The sequence below is a fragment of the Paenibacillus sp. FSL E2-0151 genome (genome assembly GCF_037993015.1).
GTDB lineage: Bacteria > Bacillota > Bacilli > Paenibacillales > Paenibacillaceae > Paenibacillus > Paenibacillus amylolyticus.
Genome location: NZ_CP150308.1, coordinates 6,552,044 through 6,567,838 on the forward strand (window position 1 = coordinate 6,552,044; position 15,795 = coordinate 6,567,838).

Genomic DNA, 15,795 nt, shown 5'->3' on the forward strand with positions numbered 1-15,795 from the left:
ATTAAGAAAAAACGGGGTTAATTCGGATGAAATCTTTCTTCCGATGAATCAATTAATCCTTTTATAATCAACGTTTATAGGTGTGAAACCTGATCTCCTTTTCAAAACCTAAAACGATTTCGGTAATCTTATCATATAGCATATTTAACAAAAAAAACAGAGGTTCTGCGCAGGAAATTGTGAACATCCCCTCTGCAAAATCTGAACAACACCGTTTTTTCCTGGCATAGTCTGGCAATCATGAATAAGAGTACAACGATGTGCGCTGAACAACACCCCATACGATAGATTGAAGATAATCAAGGAGGAAAAAAAATGAGCGACAATCAGCAGCCCAAGACGGGTCTGCCCCCGGTCCCCGAATCGCTGTGGCGTGCTACGCACCAATTCGATGCCTATCCAAAACTGACCGAAGATATCACCGCGGATGTAGCGATTATTGGTGCCGGTATTGCCGGGATCACTACAGCCTATCTGCTCGCACAGACGGGTATGCGTGTAGTCGTGCTAGAAGCTGGAAAAGTATTGGATGGCACGACCGGTCATACCACGGCCAAGGTATCTGCACAGCACGGTGTCATATTTGATGAAATTATGCATCACTTCGGACAAGAACAGGCTCGGATGTACTATGAAGGCAATGCCGATGCCGCGAAGTGGATGCGCAATCTGGTGAAGGAAAAACAGGTTGATTGCCAGTGGGCAGAGGAAGATGCCTACGTCTACATTCAATCGGAGGAAAACATCAAAAAACTGGAGATCGAGCTGACCGCCTATGGCAAACTCAATATCCCTGGTGAGTGGGTAGACCCACTCCCTATTCCAGTTCCCGCAAGGGCAGGCATTCGCATGCCGGGTCAGGCACGATTTGATCCGCTAGCCTACCTGCACTACTTGCTCGATTCCGCTGTGAAACAAGGAGTACAGATCTACGAGCATACGACTGTTACGGATGTAGAGGAAGACGCTTCCCTGCATGTCAGAACTTATGGAGATGGCCCATCCGTAACAGCGGAACATATTGTTGTGGCTTCTCATTTTCCCGTCTATGATCCCGGATTTTATTTCACACGATTACACGCCGAACGATCCTACGCTGTATTAGTCGAACCGGAGAAAGCCTATGCGGGTGGCATGTACATCTCGGACGATACACCGTACCGCTCCTTGCGTACCGTCTTACATGATGGTAAGGAACTTATCCTCTTTGGCGGTGAAAATCATAAAACTGGACAAGGCATCTGTACCTTTGGTCATTATGAACGCCTAGAGCAGTTCGCAGCGGAGACATTTGGCATTCGCAACATTCCTTTTCGCTGGTCAGCCCAGGATCTGATCTCCATCGACAAGGTGCCTTACATCGGACCGATTACCGGAAGACATGAACGAGTCTATGTGGCGACCGGGTTTGCCAAATGGGGAATGACAACTGGCACGATGGCAGGACACCTTCTTGCAGATCGCATCACTGGACGTGACAACCCTCATGCTGCCATATTCGATCCGGCAAGATTCAAGGCCGATCCTGGTATGAAACACTTTATTGTGGAAAATGTGAATGTAGCAAAGGAATTAATCTCCGGTAAAGTAGGCATTGTGCATAAAAAGGTTAGCGATATTGGTGAAGACGAAGGAGCCGTCGTTCGTCATAATGGCAAACGTGCTGGCGCCTACAAGGACACCAGTGGCAAGCTGTTTCTGGTGGATACTACCTGCACCCATCTGGGTTGCGAAGTCGAATGGAACGAGGGCGAACGTTCGTGGGATTGCCCATGCCATGGTTCCCGCTTTGATTATGCAGGCCATGTCATTGAGGGCCCTGCTGTGGAAGACCTTAAAGTCCTGGATGCACAAGAATAACCGACATTTAGCGATTAACCTGTAACCAAAGAAACAAAAGTTCATCTCACAGACCGGATCGGAATCCGCCTCCAGACGGAAGTAACCGATCCGGTTTTTGCGTATGCTGAATATAGCTAAACAAACAGCTTCAGCTGATCATCAGTATTAAACGAACTTATTATCGATCAATCGTGATACGGAACTATTTTAAAGTCACTACCTTGCATTAAACAGTACTGGATGCTATGATGAATTCACCACTACTGAATAATATACACTAGCTATATAATGAAGCTACTAAGGAGGAACCTGTGTGAATGTGAACATCCAGTTCAAAAAAGGAGTATTGGAGCTGTGCGTCCTGGTATTAATTAACCGCCAGGATCGGTATGGCTACGAACTGGCTCAGGCGGTCTCCAAACATATCGAAGTTGCTGAAGGTGCACTGTATCCCTTGCTTCGCCGGCTTGTAAATGACGGTTACTGCACCACCTATCTGCAAGAATCAAGCGAAGGACCGCCGCGCAAGTATTACCGACTGTCCGATACAGGTCGCGACTACATGACGGCACTGACGACAGAGTGGAATGATTTTGTGCGCAATGTCGCAAATCTGATTGAGGAAGGAATCCCCAATGAATAGACAACAATTTATGAAAGCCATGGAAATTCATCTACGGCCGATGGACCCATTCGAACGGGCTGAGTTGCTCGCCGACTATGATCAACATTTCGAGCTCGGACTACGAGAAGGCAGGCTGGAAGAAGAGATCGCTCGGGAACTCGGACAGCCGGAAGAAATCGCCAAGGAAGCACTCGGTGATCGTTATGACATGCATACGCCGGGTTCAGACGCGTTCTATGCACCGACGTATCGCGAGATGCGGTCACCCAGAAACAACACCAGCGCCACTCGCAAATTTTTCACAGCCATCGGCCTGTTATTCTTGAATCTGATCCTTGGCATTCCTCTTGGTCTCATGATGTGGTCGGTATGGCTTGTTATTGCCAGCCTTTCCTTGCTGGTAGTGGCTCCTGTAGCAGCAGTTGTGGACTTTGTATTCCTGGGCCAACTCGATAAACCGGAAATTTTCGTTGCGATTGGCGCTTTCGGTGTCGGCATTTTGTTTGCCATCGCATCGAAGTATGTTTTTAGAGCCTTCAAAAACACTACTCTTCAATACATTCAATGGAATAAAAATATGATGAAAGGAGATGTTTCCGCATGAGTACCAAAAAATGGCTTGCGCTTGCCGTGATATGTATCGGAATAGGTTTGCTCGGGACATCCATCTATGGCGTTCAGTTCGGGGATGAACGGGAGCATTATTCTAAACGATGGGATTTCAAAGCAGATGAATTGCAGAACATTATCATGAATGCTAATTTCAGTGCAGATATTGAATTTGTCATAAGCCCCGATTCGAATGGTTATATCGAAGTGGATGGTAAATGGGACCCTACCGTAGTCAAAAGCTTCGAACAAGCCACTTTATCCAAAGGCACATTCCAACTGTCTCAGACAGCACGTGAACGATTGCAATTTTTCACCTTGTACTGGAATGATCAAGACTCCACAATAACGGTTGCTCTGCCTGAAGGACACCAATTAAATGAGGTTAAGCTGGACTCCTCTTCAAGTGACTGGGATCTGACAGGTCTGAATGCCAATCAGCTTGAGCTGAACAATACCTCAGGTTCCATACGTCTGGAAAATATTAAGGCGCCCAATATTGAATTGGTTCTAACTTCTGGTGACATTAACGCTTCCATGATTGATGGAGACATGACCGTGAAACAGACATCCGGAAGCTTCACTGCTGATCAGATAGTCGGTCAAGTCAACAGTGAGATTAAATCAGGAGATATTGAGATCACTGAATTGAATGGTGCGGCCGATGTTAAATTCACCTCGGGTAGCATTCATATTGAACAGTCCCATGCTGCGCCAATCAATGCATCCGGAACATCTGGAGATATTTTCATTCAAGCTGCACCTGATTTTGACGGAATCTATGATGCTAAGGCTACTTCCGGAAGTGTCGATGTACCTGAATCGCCAATGGTGAGCCGCGAAGTGATCAAGGCCCGTACTTCTTCTGGTAGCATCGAGATTACCAGATAGTGATGAAGCCAATTTCCGAACTGTGGGTAATAATAGTATAATAGTATAATTGAATGCTAGTCCATTTCTAAGGAGGAATTACCCACATGGAACTTAAAAATAAAACAGCGATCATCACAGGTGCCGGAAAAGGTATCGGCCGTGCGATCGCTGAAGCTCTTGCCAAAGAAGGAGTGCACCTCGGCCTTATTGCACGTACCGCTTCCGATCTTCAGGCTCTGCAACAGTCTCTGAGTCAAGAATACGGTGTGAAAGTAACCAGTGCAGTAGCAGATATCTCGGATCGCACGCAGGCCGAAGCCGCTGTAGCAGCCATCGAGATGGAACTCGGTGCGGTGGATATCCTTATCAATAATGCGGGGATCGGAAAGTTCGGAACGTTCATGGAGATGGAGCCGGAAGAGTGGGAGCGCATCCTGCATGTTAACGTTATGGGTACATATTACGTTACACGCGCTGTCCTTCCGAGCATGATCAAGGAAAGTAGCGGCAGCATTATCAATATTGCTTCCACTGCAGGTGAGCGCGGATTCGCTACAGGTTCGGCATACTGCGCGTCCAAGTTTGCATTGCTTGGCATGACCGAATCTCTGATGCAGGAAGTGCGCAAGTCCAACATTCGTGTAACGGCACTGACTCCAAGCACCGTTAATACGGAGCTTGCGACCAATGCCGGACTGAAAATTGGCGACGAAGATCGCATGATGCAAGCGGAAGATGTAGCTGAACTTGCACTCGCAACGCTCAAGCTGTCCGACCGTGTCTTCGTTAAAGCAGCAGGCATCTGGACGACTAATCCGCAATAGGCAGAGTCTCCCTCTGTCTTTTCTAACGAACTTCTCGCACCCTATTGTTGTCATATGCAGGAAATGAGAAACGTAACGAATCTCAGAAACATTATTTCGCTAAAAGTCTGTGAACTGTAGCCAAAATACACACACAGCAGTGAAATAAAGCGTATGAGGTTCGTTACATCTCTGCACCTGCTTAAACTCACCTAATAGGGCTCGCTCAGTTCGTTAGAAATATAAAAGGACGTTTCCCATTGTACATGTATGCAGGTTCGCATGTTCATGACTTGGGAGCCGTCCTTTTTGTATTTTACAGATGATCCAGACCCAATTCTCTGGACACCGCAATGAGCACCACCGCAGGCTCCTCACCGATATTGGTCACTTCATGGGGCACGATCGCATTCCAGGTAAACGAATCACCCACTTCAAGAACTTCCACATCTTCGCTTTGCTCCGCACGAATCTTGCCCTGCAACACCAGATGACTTTCCTCCCCGGCATGTTTGCTTACCCCGGTCGATGCGCCTGGCGGCAACTCCACAATGGACATACGCATCGCACCTTTGGCTGTAAGCTGCTGCACTTTGATCTGTCCGCTTCCTGCTGTCGTCTCCTTGCGCTCGTTCTTGCGTACCACATTCATCCGTTGCTCCGGTGTCAGCAGCAAATAGGGCAGTGGCACTTCCAGATAATCCGCAATACTTTCAAGCGTAGCAATGGAAGGTGATGTTTTGTTATTTTCCACGTTGCTGATAAAACCTTTGGACAACCCCGTGCCCTCACACATCTGCATGATCGTAATCTGTTTCTGTTTGCGGATCGTACGAATAGCCAAGCCAATATCCATATTGCGTCCCTCCCCTTCTATTCACCTATATAAGACACCAGACGTAAGCTTAGCTACTACAGGTTATCTATTCGGCGCTTGCCTCAACAAATATAATCCGATTACCAAACGGATCTGTCACGGTCATTTCTCTTGATTGCCAAGGGGTCTCCTCTATACCGGGTCTCGCATTTTTGTACTCTTTCTGACGAAGTGCACCATGAAATGTATCCAAGTTATCTGTTTCCACGCGCAAGGCAGCTCCAGGTGTACAATCTCCATGATGTTCGGAGAGATGAATCACGATGGAATCGAGCGAAACCTGCATATATAAGGGCATTTCTTGCTCAAATCGATGTTCCCAATCCAATTGGAAACCCAGGTATTCAAGGTAAAACTCTCTAGCTTTATTTTCATCAAATATTCTCAAAATAGGCACGATACTCTTTAACATCCTGATCACGTCCTCGGGAATAAAATATGAACCATGCGCAACGACACTTCTTTTAAATCCATTCAAGGTTTCTTATAAACAACATATATTCATCATACAAAAAAAGTATTGACCCTACAATGAAACCATGATAAATTTTGTTCATAAATAAGAATATTTATTTCATATTGGTGAACTTTATTGTCAGAACGATATATTTAACTCATTCCTCTTCAGGTGGTGTTTTTAATGAATTCTCCTTATATACATGAAGTCCGATTACCGTCTCATTACAATCCAGATCAACGTTATCCTGTCATTTTCGCCTTACATGGCATGGGATCAGATGAGCAAGATATGCTTCGTTTAATGGAGCCTATGCAGTCTGATTTTATTATCGTCGCCATCCGTGGACCTATCGTTCAGGGTAGTGGTTATGCTTATTTTCAGATCAAAAGCATTGGCAACCCTATCCGTGAATTGTATGATGCCTCCGTGTTGGGACTGCAACAGTTGATTGTTGATCTGTCCGCCAAATATGCTATTGATCCCACACGGCGTTATATCGCCGGATTCAGCCAGGGCGCCATTATGGCAATGACCCTATCGCTGGTGATGGGAGATGCAATTAAAGGCATTGTAGCGATGAGTGGGTACATCCCGCAATTTGTGAAAGACGAGTACATGCTGCACCCCGATTCGGAGCTGTCTGTGTTCATCTCGCATGGAGATCAGGATCATCTATTCCCGCTGCAACTGGGCGAAGATAACGCCAATTTCTTCCGTCAACACACCAATCACGTCACATATGTACCTTACAACGGTGGACACCAGGTGACCCCCGAACTATATCAACAATTCCAACACTGGCTTCGGACGGATGCAAATCTGACTACCGAAGACCCGAAAGGACTGAATTCATAATGATGCCATCTCTTTTTATTGCTCACGGTGCCCCATCACTGGCACTGGAGGAGAATGTGTACACCGAATTTTTGCAAAAACTTGGACAGGAACTGCCGAAACCCAAAGCAATCGTATTGTTCTCTGCTCACTGGGAATCCACAACTCAGCTTGTATCCTCGGTAGCCAACTATGAGACCATTTATGATTTCGGCGGTTTCCAGCCCGAGCTGTATCAGATCAAGTACCCGGCTCAAGGACAGGCAGAGACCACAGCCGAGGTGGAACGTTTATTCACAGAAGCCGGGATTCCGGTACAGACCGATGACGTTCGTGGACTGGATCACGGCGCTTGGGTCGTTCTACGCCTGCTCTACCCAGATGCGGATATTCCTGTAATTGCCTTGTCCGTGAATCGCTATCTGACAGGTGAGCAGCAATATCAGGTCGGACAAGCGCTCGCTTCCTTGCGTGAGCAAGACATTCTTGTCATTGGTAGCGGAGGAACCGTCCACAATCTACGTCGATTGAACTGGGAAAGTAACGGCGTTGACCCGTGGGCATCAGAGTTCGACAACTGGCTGCATGACAAGCTGGTGAGCTGGGATACGGAGTCTCTCTTCTCCTATGATAAACTGGCACCTTCAGCTCAAGCCGCCGTGCCTACGCCGGAGCATTTTGTACCGCTGTTACTCGCCATGGGTGCGGGAGATCAGAACAAACGTGCATCGCTCCTGTTCAAAGCCTATCAGTATGGCAACCTGAGCTTGTCCTGTTGGAAGTTTGATTAAAGAGGACTATATAAAAGGTTAGTTTCACTTATATAGTAGATAAAAAATGTAGCGTGGGTTACAGGGATTACCCCTGTAACCCACGCTTATTTGTTGTTAGGAGTGACTTTCATGATGGTTGTACGTAATCGATTGGAATGGAGACAGGTGTGCTGATATGCAACAACCGCCTATAAATAATGAGACCATTGTATTACATAAGCAAGGTCTCCGGTTTCTTGTGTGCTTTTCCGGATTATAACTATAATATGAGGTGAAATTAGGCACAGTTTGCTCGCATATCACTCACCATATTATCTGAATAGCTCATACGGAGGGAATTGGATGCCAGAACAGCGTATATATGAATTGATGGAAGAACTGGATATGTTGCTGGAGGAGAAGGTACAGGATGAGGAAAACCGGGAGCTCTTGGAGGCATATCGCGAGTTTGAAGGCGTGACGGATGAGCATCTCGACGCATTCGAGCGTGAACAAGGTATTCGATTACCTGCTGATTTTCGTGCGTTTTATAAACGTAAAAATGGGAGTGGTTATGGCTTTCACGTCTTGTACCCAAGCCTTGAGGAAGGACGGGAATCCGAGCCATTTTACCTGTTATCCCTGGAAAAAATTCAAAAGGAGCAGTCCACGCTGGTGGAGAACCGCATGGATGATTATTTTACCGAAGAAGAGATCCGTGAGCTTGATCCCCGAATCAAACCCTACCTTTTTCAAAAGAAATGGATCACGTTTGGCATGCTTGGAGGTGGTTCGCTGTATCTGATGTTCGACTTTGATCCGACAGAGCAAGGAACGGTTGGACAGATTATTATGTACGTGCATGACCCGGATTTTGTATATTATGTCGCTGGGACGTTTACGGAACTATTGGAACAATCCAACCGCAATTTACGTGCCTTGGAAGCCATTGAGTACTGAAATGCGCATGATGATATGACCTTTTTTGCATAATGCTGGGATATGTCAAAGCGGTTATAATAACATTTAGTGGAAATGCACATGCTGTATAGATAAGACTGCCTTTTCTACACCTAATACATTGATCTGGGAGGAACATACGAAGTGGCTGAACAACCGAAGTCTGAGAGCTTTATGTCTCTCATCAAAAAAGGAAACACATCCTCCGCCGTAGCGATGGCAGGTAATGCTGTTCTTGCTGTGTGCAAAGGGGGAGCCTTCCTATTCAGTGGCAGTGGTGCCATGTTCGCTTCGGCGATGCATTCACTCGCTGATGCCATTAACCAAGGGTTTGTCTTTGTCGGAAGTGTGTTGTCCGAGAAAAAACCTACACGCCGCTTCCCGACCGGATTCGGACGGGTCATTAACATTTTCTGTATGATCGCCGTTATTGTTGTTACCATTATGGCGTATGAAACGATCCATGAAGGCATCCATCTGTTGCAGCATCCTGTTGGTCATACCGGCGGTCTCTGGATTAACATCGGAGTGCTTGTTCTGAACATTCTGATCGACGGTGCCATTCTGATCAAAGCCATGAAGGAAATCCTCAAAGAAGCACGCGCACCCAAAGCCGCCGGATTTGCCTTGGTCCCTGCTGCCATTAAAAATGTAGGCCGTGCTGCACCGCCAACCCGTCTCGTGTTCTACGAAGATGTTGTCGCTGTACTCGGTGCCCTGCTTGCGCTGATTTCCGTCGTGGTGATTGCCTTGACCAACTTTGCATTGCTCGATGGCATTGTGACAACGATTATTGGATGTCTGATGATCGCTGTAGCCTTCCGTGTCGGTTACGATAATATGATCGGATTGATCGGTGTTGCGGCTCCGCAGGATATTGAGGACAAAGTGTCCCAGACTATTCTCGCAGACACACACGTTGCTGACATTCAGATGATGCGTATCATTCAGGAAGGCCGTTATTATCATGTCGAAGGTCTGATTGAGTTGACCAAAGGACTCAGTCTTGCCGATGCGGATGACATCAAGTTCCGTATTCAGGAGAAACTGATGACAAACCCCGACATCGCCGACGCTGCCATCTCCATTATTGAGGATGACGGTGTGAACAGCTGGGGCAAGAAACATTCGGATGTGGTGAAATAACAAGCTTCGTTTTGGATGACTCAGCTTTACCATTCAGTAGTTGCTAAATTTAAGTTTAACTGTTGACTAAACAGTCAACGAATCGTATATTCTTAATAACAGATCTCGCCCGCACCTCTGCTTATGCATGTGGAACAGGGCGAGACATTTTTGCGTTATGGGGGTATTTTCCTTGCCAGATGATGTTCAGCTACGTGAAATGAAAGCGCCTACTACATATGAAGAACAGCTCGAAAAGTTTAAAAACCGAAAAATGACAATTGAAAATGATGTAGAAGCAATTACAATCCTGAAACGCATTCACTATTACAGGTTTACTGCATATGCCTTAACTTTTAAACAGGATACCTCGGACAACTACATTGAAGGAACGACTTTCAACAAAGTGTATAAGCATTATTTGTTTGATGCAGCCCTTAGAAATCACTTTATGAAGATTGTCGAGTAATCGAGATTGCCTTAAGATCACAAATTTCATACAAGCTCGCCCACGAGTATGGTGCTCTTGGATATACGAATGCCGCTAATTTTTCTAAAATTCAATTTCACCAACGCTTTATGGAGGATTTGCAAAAATGCATTCAAAAACAGCACAAAGAAGTGCTTATTGCTCATCATAGAGAGAATTACCAAGATAGATATCCTATCTGGGCGGCCTTTGAAGTTAGTACAATTTCTATGATGTCCTCACTCTATAAAAATTTAAAAACGTCTGACAAAAAATCTATTGATCGAGAATACTACCCTTCTCGAAACATAAGTTATAGGGAACTTAAGAACTGGTTCCACGTCTTAACTGTTTTTAGGAATAGATGTGCTCACTACAGCAGACTTTTTAATTATAGAATCCCTGTTACCATAAGATACACACGAAATGATGAATTATTAGGCTTAGACAAAGCCTTTCTTTTTGGAGCTATCTACAATGCGAAGTACCTGATAAAGGATAGAACAATCTGGGATAGTTGGGTGACTGAGCTATCCTCATTAATCGAAGCTTACACTATAGTTGATATATCCCTTTTGGGATTCCCTACAAACTGGGAGCATCTGCTACGAAAGCAATGATAATTCTCTCTCGCAACATGCAAGCCTAAATCAAATTTTTCTGTGTAACTTGTTCACCACCGTTTGGCACGGATTGTTTGCATGAAAAAACGACTGAGCATCTTTCGAACCTAGACTTTGGTCTAGGTTCATTTTAACTCCAAAGACGGAGGATAGAGTTTTCCAGTTCATGGTATGCTGTGAATAACGAAAGTAATTGCTCTACATACAACCGTTCGGAAAATTGATCTTGTATTAAGAAGGAGAGATATTATGGCTAAACGTACGATCCTTGCGCCTGTTCTCATTTTGCTGGGCGTGTACCTGATTCTGAACCAGGGAGGTTCACTCGGTCCAGGTACAATCTTCGCTACATTCTGGCCCACGTTGTTCGTGATTCCACTCGGGCTGTTCTTCCACTGGCTGTACTTCTCCATGATTGGCAGAGGGGTTGGACTGCTGGTTCCTGGTGGACTGCTGCTCACCGTCGGTATCGTCTGTCAGATCGCCATGCTGTTCAACAATTGGAGTACAATGTGGCCGGGCTTCATTCTGGCTGTTGCTGTTGGTTTGTTCGAATTGTATTGGTTCGGTGGTCGGAACAAATGGTTGCTGATTCCCATCAACATTCTAACGGTGATATCGTTGCTATTCTTCGCTGTGATGTCGATTGGCACGATGCTGAGCAGCTTGAGTTTTATTCAACCGTTCGTGGCGATTGTGTTGATTATGGGTGGGGCATGGATCATGGTGGGTCGCAAAAAACGCATGTAGTGGCAATTATATAAGATGAATGGGGTGCGATTAACTGAGTCACTGCGGTGACAGTACAACTTCGGATCGCTGTTATCCCCGGATTTTTTTGAATCCCATCTAGCAATGGGAAAACCCGTTGATAAAGGCGACCGCTTCGCTTCCTTCGTTTGTTCTGTCCCCTCCGTTAACGTTTGATCTTAAATGTTCATCTTATATGGCACTTCAAGCGCTATTGCTCTGAAGTAAGTAATAAAAAAGGGGTGCTGCTCGTCATTCAAATGAAATGACGAGCAACACCCCTTTTTGTCTTTTTTGCAAATCTAACGAAATGTGCACACGTTATTGGCGGTTATTTACTGTGCATTTTAAACTCCAGGAACAGGTCGTTATAATGTGAGAGCATTTTTTTACCCAGATTATCGTAGACCTCCAGCTTACCTGTCAGTGTCTCGTCTGGATAGAAACGTTCATCCTCCGAGATGTCCTCTGGCAGTAGCTTAAGTGCCTCGGCGTTTGGAGTGGAATACCCGACATACTCCGCATTGCGAGCGGCATGATCCGGGTCCAACATGAAGTTGATAAACTGGTGTGCCCCTTCAATATTACTCGCTGTTTTGGGAATAACCATGTTATCGAACCAGAGGTTCGAGCCTTCTTCCGGCACCATGTAATCCAGCTTGTCGTTCTCATCCATAATCTCGGACGCATCTCCGGACCACACGAGTCCAACCGCAGCTTCCTCGTTCGCAAGCAGCATCTTGATCTCGTCTCCGACAATTGCTCTGACGTTTGGCGTCAGTGTAGACAGCTTCTTCAGCGCTTCTTGCAGATGATCTTCGTTGGTATCGTTCAGGGAATACCCGAGACTGTTCAATCCCATCCCAATGACTTCACGTGCGCCATCAAGGAGCAGGATTTGATTTTTCAGACGCGGGTCCCACAGGTCATTCCAGCTATCAAACGTTAATCCATCCACCAGTTCGGGATTGTACACAACCCCCACCGTTCCCCAGAAATAAGGGATGGAGTACTTGTTGCCTTCATCAAAGGACAAGTCCATGAACCGCGGATCAATGTTATCCAGGTGGGTCAATTTGCTATGATCGAGTGGAACGAGTAGGTCTTCCTCTTTCATTTTGCTAATCGCATATTCGGAAGGAATCGCCACATCGAACGTAGTACCGCCCTGCTCAATCTTGGTCAGCATCGCTTCATTGGAGTCAAACGTCTGATAGATAACCTTAATGCCTGTCTCGTCCTCAAACTCCTTGAGCAGATCGGGGTCGATATAATCGCCCCAGTTATAGATGGTCAGCGTGTTGCCGCCAGAATACCCCTGACTCTTGTTCAGATACGAAGCCAGGATCATTAGGGCAAACGCGGCCACAAAAACAAGCGCAAATGTCCGTACCAGTTGCTTCATGGTCGCAGCCCCTTTCCTCCGGGTGGTATCCGTGTTGCACGGCGGTTAATGAAGTAATATCCAACCACCAGCAACACCGTGAGCAGGAACAATAGGGTGGACAGAGCATTGATGGACAACGAAACGCCCTGCCTTGCTCTGGAGTATATCTCTACAGAGAGTGTGGAGTATCCATTACCCGTGACGAAGAATGTTACTGCAAAATCATCGAGCGAGTACGTCAATGCCATGAAGAATCCGGCAAAAATACCCGGTTTCACGTATGGCAACACCACACGCGTCAGAATCTGCCATGAGCCAGCACCCAGATCGCGTGCCGCGTCCATCAGAGTTGGACTCATCTCCTGCAGCTTCGGCAGTACCATGATCACGACAATTGGTACGCTGAATGCAATATGAGACAGCAGAACCGAAGTGAAGCCCAGTTTGATACCAATCATGGTGAACAGAATCAGGAACGATGCACCAATGATGACATCCGGACTAACGATGAGCACGTTATTGAGTGACAGTAGCGTGTTCTTGGTCCGTTTGCGACGCACATGGTAGATCGCCAGTGCTCCTGCTACACCAAGGATCGTCGAGATCGCTGATGACAGGAGCGCAATGATAAATGTATTCAGCACAATGATGAGCAGCCGAGTATCAGCGAACACCTCTTTGTACCATTCAAGCGTGAATCCTTCGAAGCTGCGCATGTGGCCGCCACTATTGAAGGAATAGAAGATCAGATACGCAATCGGTGCGTACAATATGGCGAATACAACGGCTAGATAGACGTTAGACAGCTTTCCGTTTCTTCCCATTACGCACCTCCTTCTTGCCTGATCCAGTCAGGAACATAATAATCGCCATCGCAATAATCAAAAAGACGGCAATTGTTGAACCCATCCCCCAGTCCTGGGTGACGAGAAAATGCTGTTCGATCGCTGTTCCCAGCGTAATTACACGGTTCCCCGCAATGAGGCGGGTAATCATGAACAGAGACAGCGCAGGAATAAATACAGCCTGACAGCCTGATTTTACTCCACTAATCGTCAGTGGAAAGATAACCCGGCGGAATGTCAGCCACGATGAGGCTCCCAGATCACGCGCCGCATAGATCAACGATGGATTCATCTCTTCCAGCGCATTGAAGATCGGCAGGATCATGAATGGAATGAAGATGTACACCGAGACAAAAATAAAGCTGAAATCGGTGAACAAAATCTGCTGTGTACCAATACCCACCACTTCAAGCAGGGAGTTGGTCAGACCGTACGTTCCGAACAGGCCGATGAAGGCGTACGCTTTTAGCAAAAGATTGATCCAGCTTGGCAGAATGATCAGCAGCAACCATAGTTGTTTGTGCTTCGTCCGGGTCAGCATATACGCCGTTGGATACGAGATCAGCAGTGAGAACGCCGTAATCAGAAATGCATACCAGAACGAACTGAGCGTCATCTGCAAGTACACCGGTGTGAAGAATCTGGCGTAGTTGCCAAACGTGAAGTTACCCTCCACATCGAAGAATGAATAATAGATGACCAGCAGAACCGGCGCCACAACAAACAACACCATCCATAATACATATGGAATCAGATACGCATTGCGTGTGCTGGCCTTAGTCTGCATGAGCGGCCTCTTGGTAGGCTTCGAGTCGTTTGTCGAACTCTTCTTCGGTCTCGTTAAAGCGCATGACGTGTACTGCTTCCGGGTCAAAATACAGTCCAATCCGTGCGCCGACAACGGCTTTCTTGGTTGAATGAACAAGCCACTCATTGCCCGCATCATCGTACGTGGATATCTCGTAATGCACCCCGCGGAATAACTGGGAATCCACATTAACCTTGAGTTTGCCTTGGTCTTCGGTTGTAATCTCCAGATCCTCTGGGCGAATGACAATCTCTACCGGCTCGTCCCGCTGGAGACCCTGATCAACACACTCGTGCTGTGCGCCAGCGAATTCCACCACAAAGTCCTGCTTCATTTTGCCCGATACAATGTTCGATTCACCGATAAAGTCTGCTACAAAGCGGTTAATCGGCTCATCATAGATATCATTCGGTGTACCGCTCTGTTGAATCACGCCGCCATTCAGGACAAAAATCTCGTCGGACATCGCCAAGGCTTCTTCCTGATCATGCGTAACAAAGATAAACGTGATGCCCAGTCGCTGTTGCAGCTCCCGTAGCTCGTACTGCATTTCGGTCCGCAGCTTCAGATCAAGTGCCGAAAGCGGCTCGTCCAGTAGCAGAATTTCAGGTTCGTTCACAATGGCGCGTGCAATCGCGACACGTTGTCGTTGTCCGCCGGACATTTCGCCAATCTCCCGGTTTTCATACCCGGATAGATTGACGAATTTGAGGGCTTCCAACACTTTGCTGCGAATTTCAGCCGTTTTCATCTTTTTGATCCGCAAACCAAAGGCTACGTTCTCAAATACATTCAAATGTGGAAATAACGCATAATCCTGAAATACGGTATTCACCTGCCGCTGGTGGGCAGGCACTCGGTTGATGAGCGCACCGTTAAAATAAATACTGCCCTGTGTCGGCTCCGCAAAACCAGCAATCAGCCGCAATATCGTTGTTTTCCCGCAGCCCGATGGGCCAAGAAGCGTATAAAATTTACCCCGCTCAATCTCAAAGCTGACCGCCTTCAATACGGCTTCATCCTGATCGTATTGCTGAGTCACCGCTTCGAAGCGGATAATCGGTTGTTGTTCTGACATGCTTCACATCGCCCCCTTATACTTGAGGTACCTCTTAAGTCTGTACACTTTCGTTCATGCATCCTTATAGATAAC

Annotated in this window: 17 protein-coding genes; 11 read left to right on the top strand and 6 right to left on the bottom strand. The window is 46.6% G+C overall.

Translation table 11 applies throughout. The features are described 5' to 3' along the window. The first annotated feature begins 315 nt into the window (after nucleotides 1–315). From MHI55_RS29020 to MHI55_RS29040, 5 genes are all read left to right on the top strand, one after another. Nucleotides 316–1,860, top strand: coding sequence for an FAD-dependent oxidoreductase (locus MHI55_RS29020; RefSeq protein ID WP_076253691.1), 1,545 nt, complete (start codon nucleotides 316–318; stop codon nucleotides 1,858–1,860). Between the two features lie 295 nt (nucleotides 1,861–2,155). Next, nucleotides 2,156–2,485, top strand: a complete 330-nt coding sequence (locus tag MHI55_RS29025) for a PadR family transcriptional regulator (RefSeq protein ID WP_076253692.1) — start codon at nucleotides 2,156–2,158, stop codon at nucleotides 2,483–2,485. After that, nucleotides 2,478–3,071: a DUF1700 domain-containing protein gene (locus tag MHI55_RS29030; protein ID WP_076253693.1), complete on the top strand. Its 594-nt coding sequence runs from the start codon at nucleotides 2,478–2,480 to the stop codon at nucleotides 3,069–3,071. Before MHI55_RS29025 ends, MHI55_RS29030 begins: the two co-directional genes overlap by 8 nt. Continuing rightward, complete coding sequence (locus MHI55_RS29035) at nucleotides 3,068–3,967, top strand: DUF4097 family beta strand repeat-containing protein (RefSeq protein WP_036667854.1); 900 nt, start codon at nucleotides 3,068–3,070, stop codon at nucleotides 3,965–3,967. The genes MHI55_RS29030 and MHI55_RS29035 overlap by 4 nt, the downstream gene beginning before the upstream one ends. An 86-nt stretch (nucleotides 3,968–4,053) precedes the next feature. Then, nucleotides 4,054–4,773, top strand: a complete 720-nt coding sequence (locus MHI55_RS29040; protein WP_017691809.1) for a 3-ketoacyl-ACP reductase — start codon at nucleotides 4,054–4,056, stop codon at nucleotides 4,771–4,773. A 295-nt stretch (nucleotides 4,774–5,068) separates the two neighbouring features. Here MHI55_RS29040 and MHI55_RS29045 read toward each other — a convergent pair whose 3' ends face one another. After that, on the bottom strand, nucleotides 5,069–5,608 hold the full coding sequence (locus tag MHI55_RS29045) for a cupin domain-containing protein (protein ID WP_076253694.1): 540 nt from the start codon (nucleotides 5,606–5,608) through the stop codon (nucleotides 5,069–5,071). Between the two features lie 67 nt (nucleotides 5,609–5,675). Continuing rightward, nucleotides 5,676–6,041, bottom strand: a complete 366-nt coding sequence (locus MHI55_RS29050; RefSeq protein ID WP_047840788.1) for a glyoxalase superfamily protein — start codon at nucleotides 6,039–6,041, stop codon at nucleotides 5,676–5,678. Nucleotides 6,042–6,269: 228 nt separating this feature from the next. Here MHI55_RS29050 and MHI55_RS29055 point away from each other — a divergent pair, with 228 nt between their 5' ends. The 6 genes from MHI55_RS29055 (at nucleotide 6,270) to MHI55_RS29080 (ending at nucleotide 11,602) form a co-directional block, all read left to right on the top strand. Further along, entirely contained in the window at nucleotides 6,270–6,944 is a 675-nt protein-coding gene (locus MHI55_RS29055) for an alpha/beta hydrolase-fold protein (protein WP_076253695.1), read from the top strand. Continuing rightward, a complete protein-coding gene (locus MHI55_RS29060) occupies nucleotides 6,944–7,714 on the top strand; it encodes a class III extradiol ring-cleavage dioxygenase (protein WP_036612835.1) in 771 nt (256 codons plus the stop codon). Before MHI55_RS29055 ends, MHI55_RS29060 begins: the two co-directional genes overlap by 1 nt. Nucleotides 7,715–8,038: 324 nt before the next feature. Then, the gene (locus MHI55_RS29065; RefSeq protein WP_101313528.1) at nucleotides 8,039–8,635 is read left to right on the top strand and encodes an SMI1/KNR4 family protein; all 597 of its coding nucleotides are present in this window, start codon (nucleotides 8,039–8,041) and stop codon (nucleotides 8,633–8,635) included. A 144-nt stretch (nucleotides 8,636–8,779) separates the two neighbouring features. After that, complete coding sequence (locus MHI55_RS29070) at nucleotides 8,780–9,781, top strand: cation diffusion facilitator family transporter (RefSeq protein WP_101313527.1); 1,002 nt, start codon at nucleotides 8,780–8,782, stop codon at nucleotides 9,779–9,781. A gap of 172 nt (nucleotides 9,782–9,953) precedes the next feature. After that, nucleotides 9,954–10,229, top strand: coding sequence for an Abi family protein (locus tag MHI55_RS29075; RefSeq protein ID WP_076253696.1), 276 nt, complete (start codon nucleotides 9,954–9,956; stop codon nucleotides 10,227–10,229). Nucleotides 10,230–11,101: 872 nt separating this feature from the next. Next, on the top strand, nucleotides 11,102–11,602 hold the full coding sequence (locus MHI55_RS29080; protein WP_036667859.1) for a hypothetical protein: 501 nt from the start codon (nucleotides 11,102–11,104) through the stop codon (nucleotides 11,600–11,602). A 331-nt stretch (nucleotides 11,603–11,933) separates the two neighbouring features. Here MHI55_RS29080 and MHI55_RS29085 read toward each other — a convergent pair whose 3' ends face one another. The 4 genes from MHI55_RS29085 to MHI55_RS29100 are packed head-to-tail and all read right to left on the bottom strand — an operon-like array spanning nucleotide 11,934 to nucleotide 15,720. Continuing rightward, nucleotides 11,934–13,007, bottom strand: coding sequence for an ABC transporter substrate-binding protein (locus tag MHI55_RS29085; RefSeq protein WP_074092622.1), 1,074 nt, complete (start codon nucleotides 13,005–13,007; stop codon nucleotides 11,934–11,936). Then, complete coding sequence (locus MHI55_RS29090; protein ID WP_036612847.1) at nucleotides 13,004–13,813, bottom strand: ABC transporter permease; 810 nt, start codon at nucleotides 13,811–13,813, stop codon at nucleotides 13,004–13,006. The genes MHI55_RS29085 and MHI55_RS29090 overlap by 4 nt, the downstream gene beginning before the upstream one ends. Continuing rightward, nucleotides 13,788–14,621 (bottom strand): ABC transporter permease, encoded by an 834-nt coding sequence (locus MHI55_RS29095; protein WP_017691799.1) that lies wholly within the window; start codon nucleotides 14,619–14,621, stop codon nucleotides 13,788–13,790. The genes MHI55_RS29090 and MHI55_RS29095 overlap by 26 nt, the downstream gene beginning before the upstream one ends. After that, nucleotides 14,611–15,720, bottom strand: a complete 1,110-nt coding sequence (locus MHI55_RS29100) for an ABC transporter ATP-binding protein (RefSeq protein WP_036612848.1) — start codon at nucleotides 15,718–15,720, stop codon at nucleotides 14,611–14,613. Before MHI55_RS29100 ends, MHI55_RS29095 begins: the two co-directional genes overlap by 11 nt. Nucleotides 15,721–15,795: the final 75 nt, after the last annotated feature.

What these genes read in the sequence shown, in the direction of transcription:
- MHI55_RS29035 (WP_036667854.1), top strand. Translation starts at nt 3,068, where the DNA reads ATGAGTACCAAAAAATGGCTTGCGCTTGCCGTGATATGTATCGGAATA.
- MHI55_RS29065 (WP_101313528.1), top strand. Translation starts at nt 8,039, where the DNA reads ATGCCAGAACAGCGTATATATGAATTGATGGAAGAACTGGATATGTTG.
- MHI55_RS29100 (WP_036612848.1), bottom strand. Translation starts at nt 15,720, where the DNA reads ATGTCAGAACAACAACCGATTATCCGCTTCGAAGCGGTGACTCAGCAA.
- MHI55_RS29030 (WP_076253693.1), top strand. Translation starts at nt 2,478, where the DNA reads ATGAATAGACAACAATTTATGAAAGCCATGGAAATTCATCTACGGCCG.
- MHI55_RS29045 (WP_076253694.1), bottom strand. Translation starts at nt 5,608, where the DNA reads ATGGATATTGGCTTGGCTATTCGTACGATCCGCAAACAGAAACAGATT.
- MHI55_RS29060 (WP_036612835.1), top strand. Translation starts at nt 6,944, where the DNA reads ATGATGCCATCTCTTTTTATTGCTCACGGTGCCCCATCACTGGCACTG.
- MHI55_RS29020 (WP_076253691.1), top strand. Translation starts at nt 316, where the DNA reads ATGAGCGACAATCAGCAGCCCAAGACGGGTCTGCCCCCGGTCCCCGAA.
- MHI55_RS29080 (WP_036667859.1), top strand. Translation starts at nt 11,102, where the DNA reads ATGGCTAAACGTACGATCCTTGCGCCTGTTCTCATTTTGCTGGGCGTG.
- MHI55_RS29055 (WP_076253695.1), top strand. Translation starts at nt 6,270, where the DNA reads ATGAATTCTCCTTATATACATGAAGTCCGATTACCGTCTCATTACAAT.
- MHI55_RS29095 (WP_017691799.1), bottom strand. Translation starts at nt 14,621, where the DNA reads ATGCAGACTAAGGCCAGCACACGCAATGCGTATCTGATTCCATATGTA.
- MHI55_RS29040 (WP_017691809.1), top strand. Translation starts at nt 4,054, where the DNA reads ATGGAACTTAAAAATAAAACAGCGATCATCACAGGTGCCGGAAAAGGT.
- MHI55_RS29050 (WP_047840788.1), bottom strand. Translation starts at nt 6,041, where the DNA reads ATGTTAAAGAGTATCGTGCCTATTTTGAGAATATTTGATGAAAATAAA.
- MHI55_RS29085 (WP_074092622.1), bottom strand. Translation starts at nt 13,007, where the DNA reads ATGAAGCAACTGGTACGGACATTTGCGCTTGTTTTTGTGGCCGCGTTT.
- MHI55_RS29090 (WP_036612847.1), bottom strand. Translation starts at nt 13,813, where the DNA reads ATGGGAAGAAACGGAAAGCTGTCTAACGTCTATCTAGCCGTTGTATTC.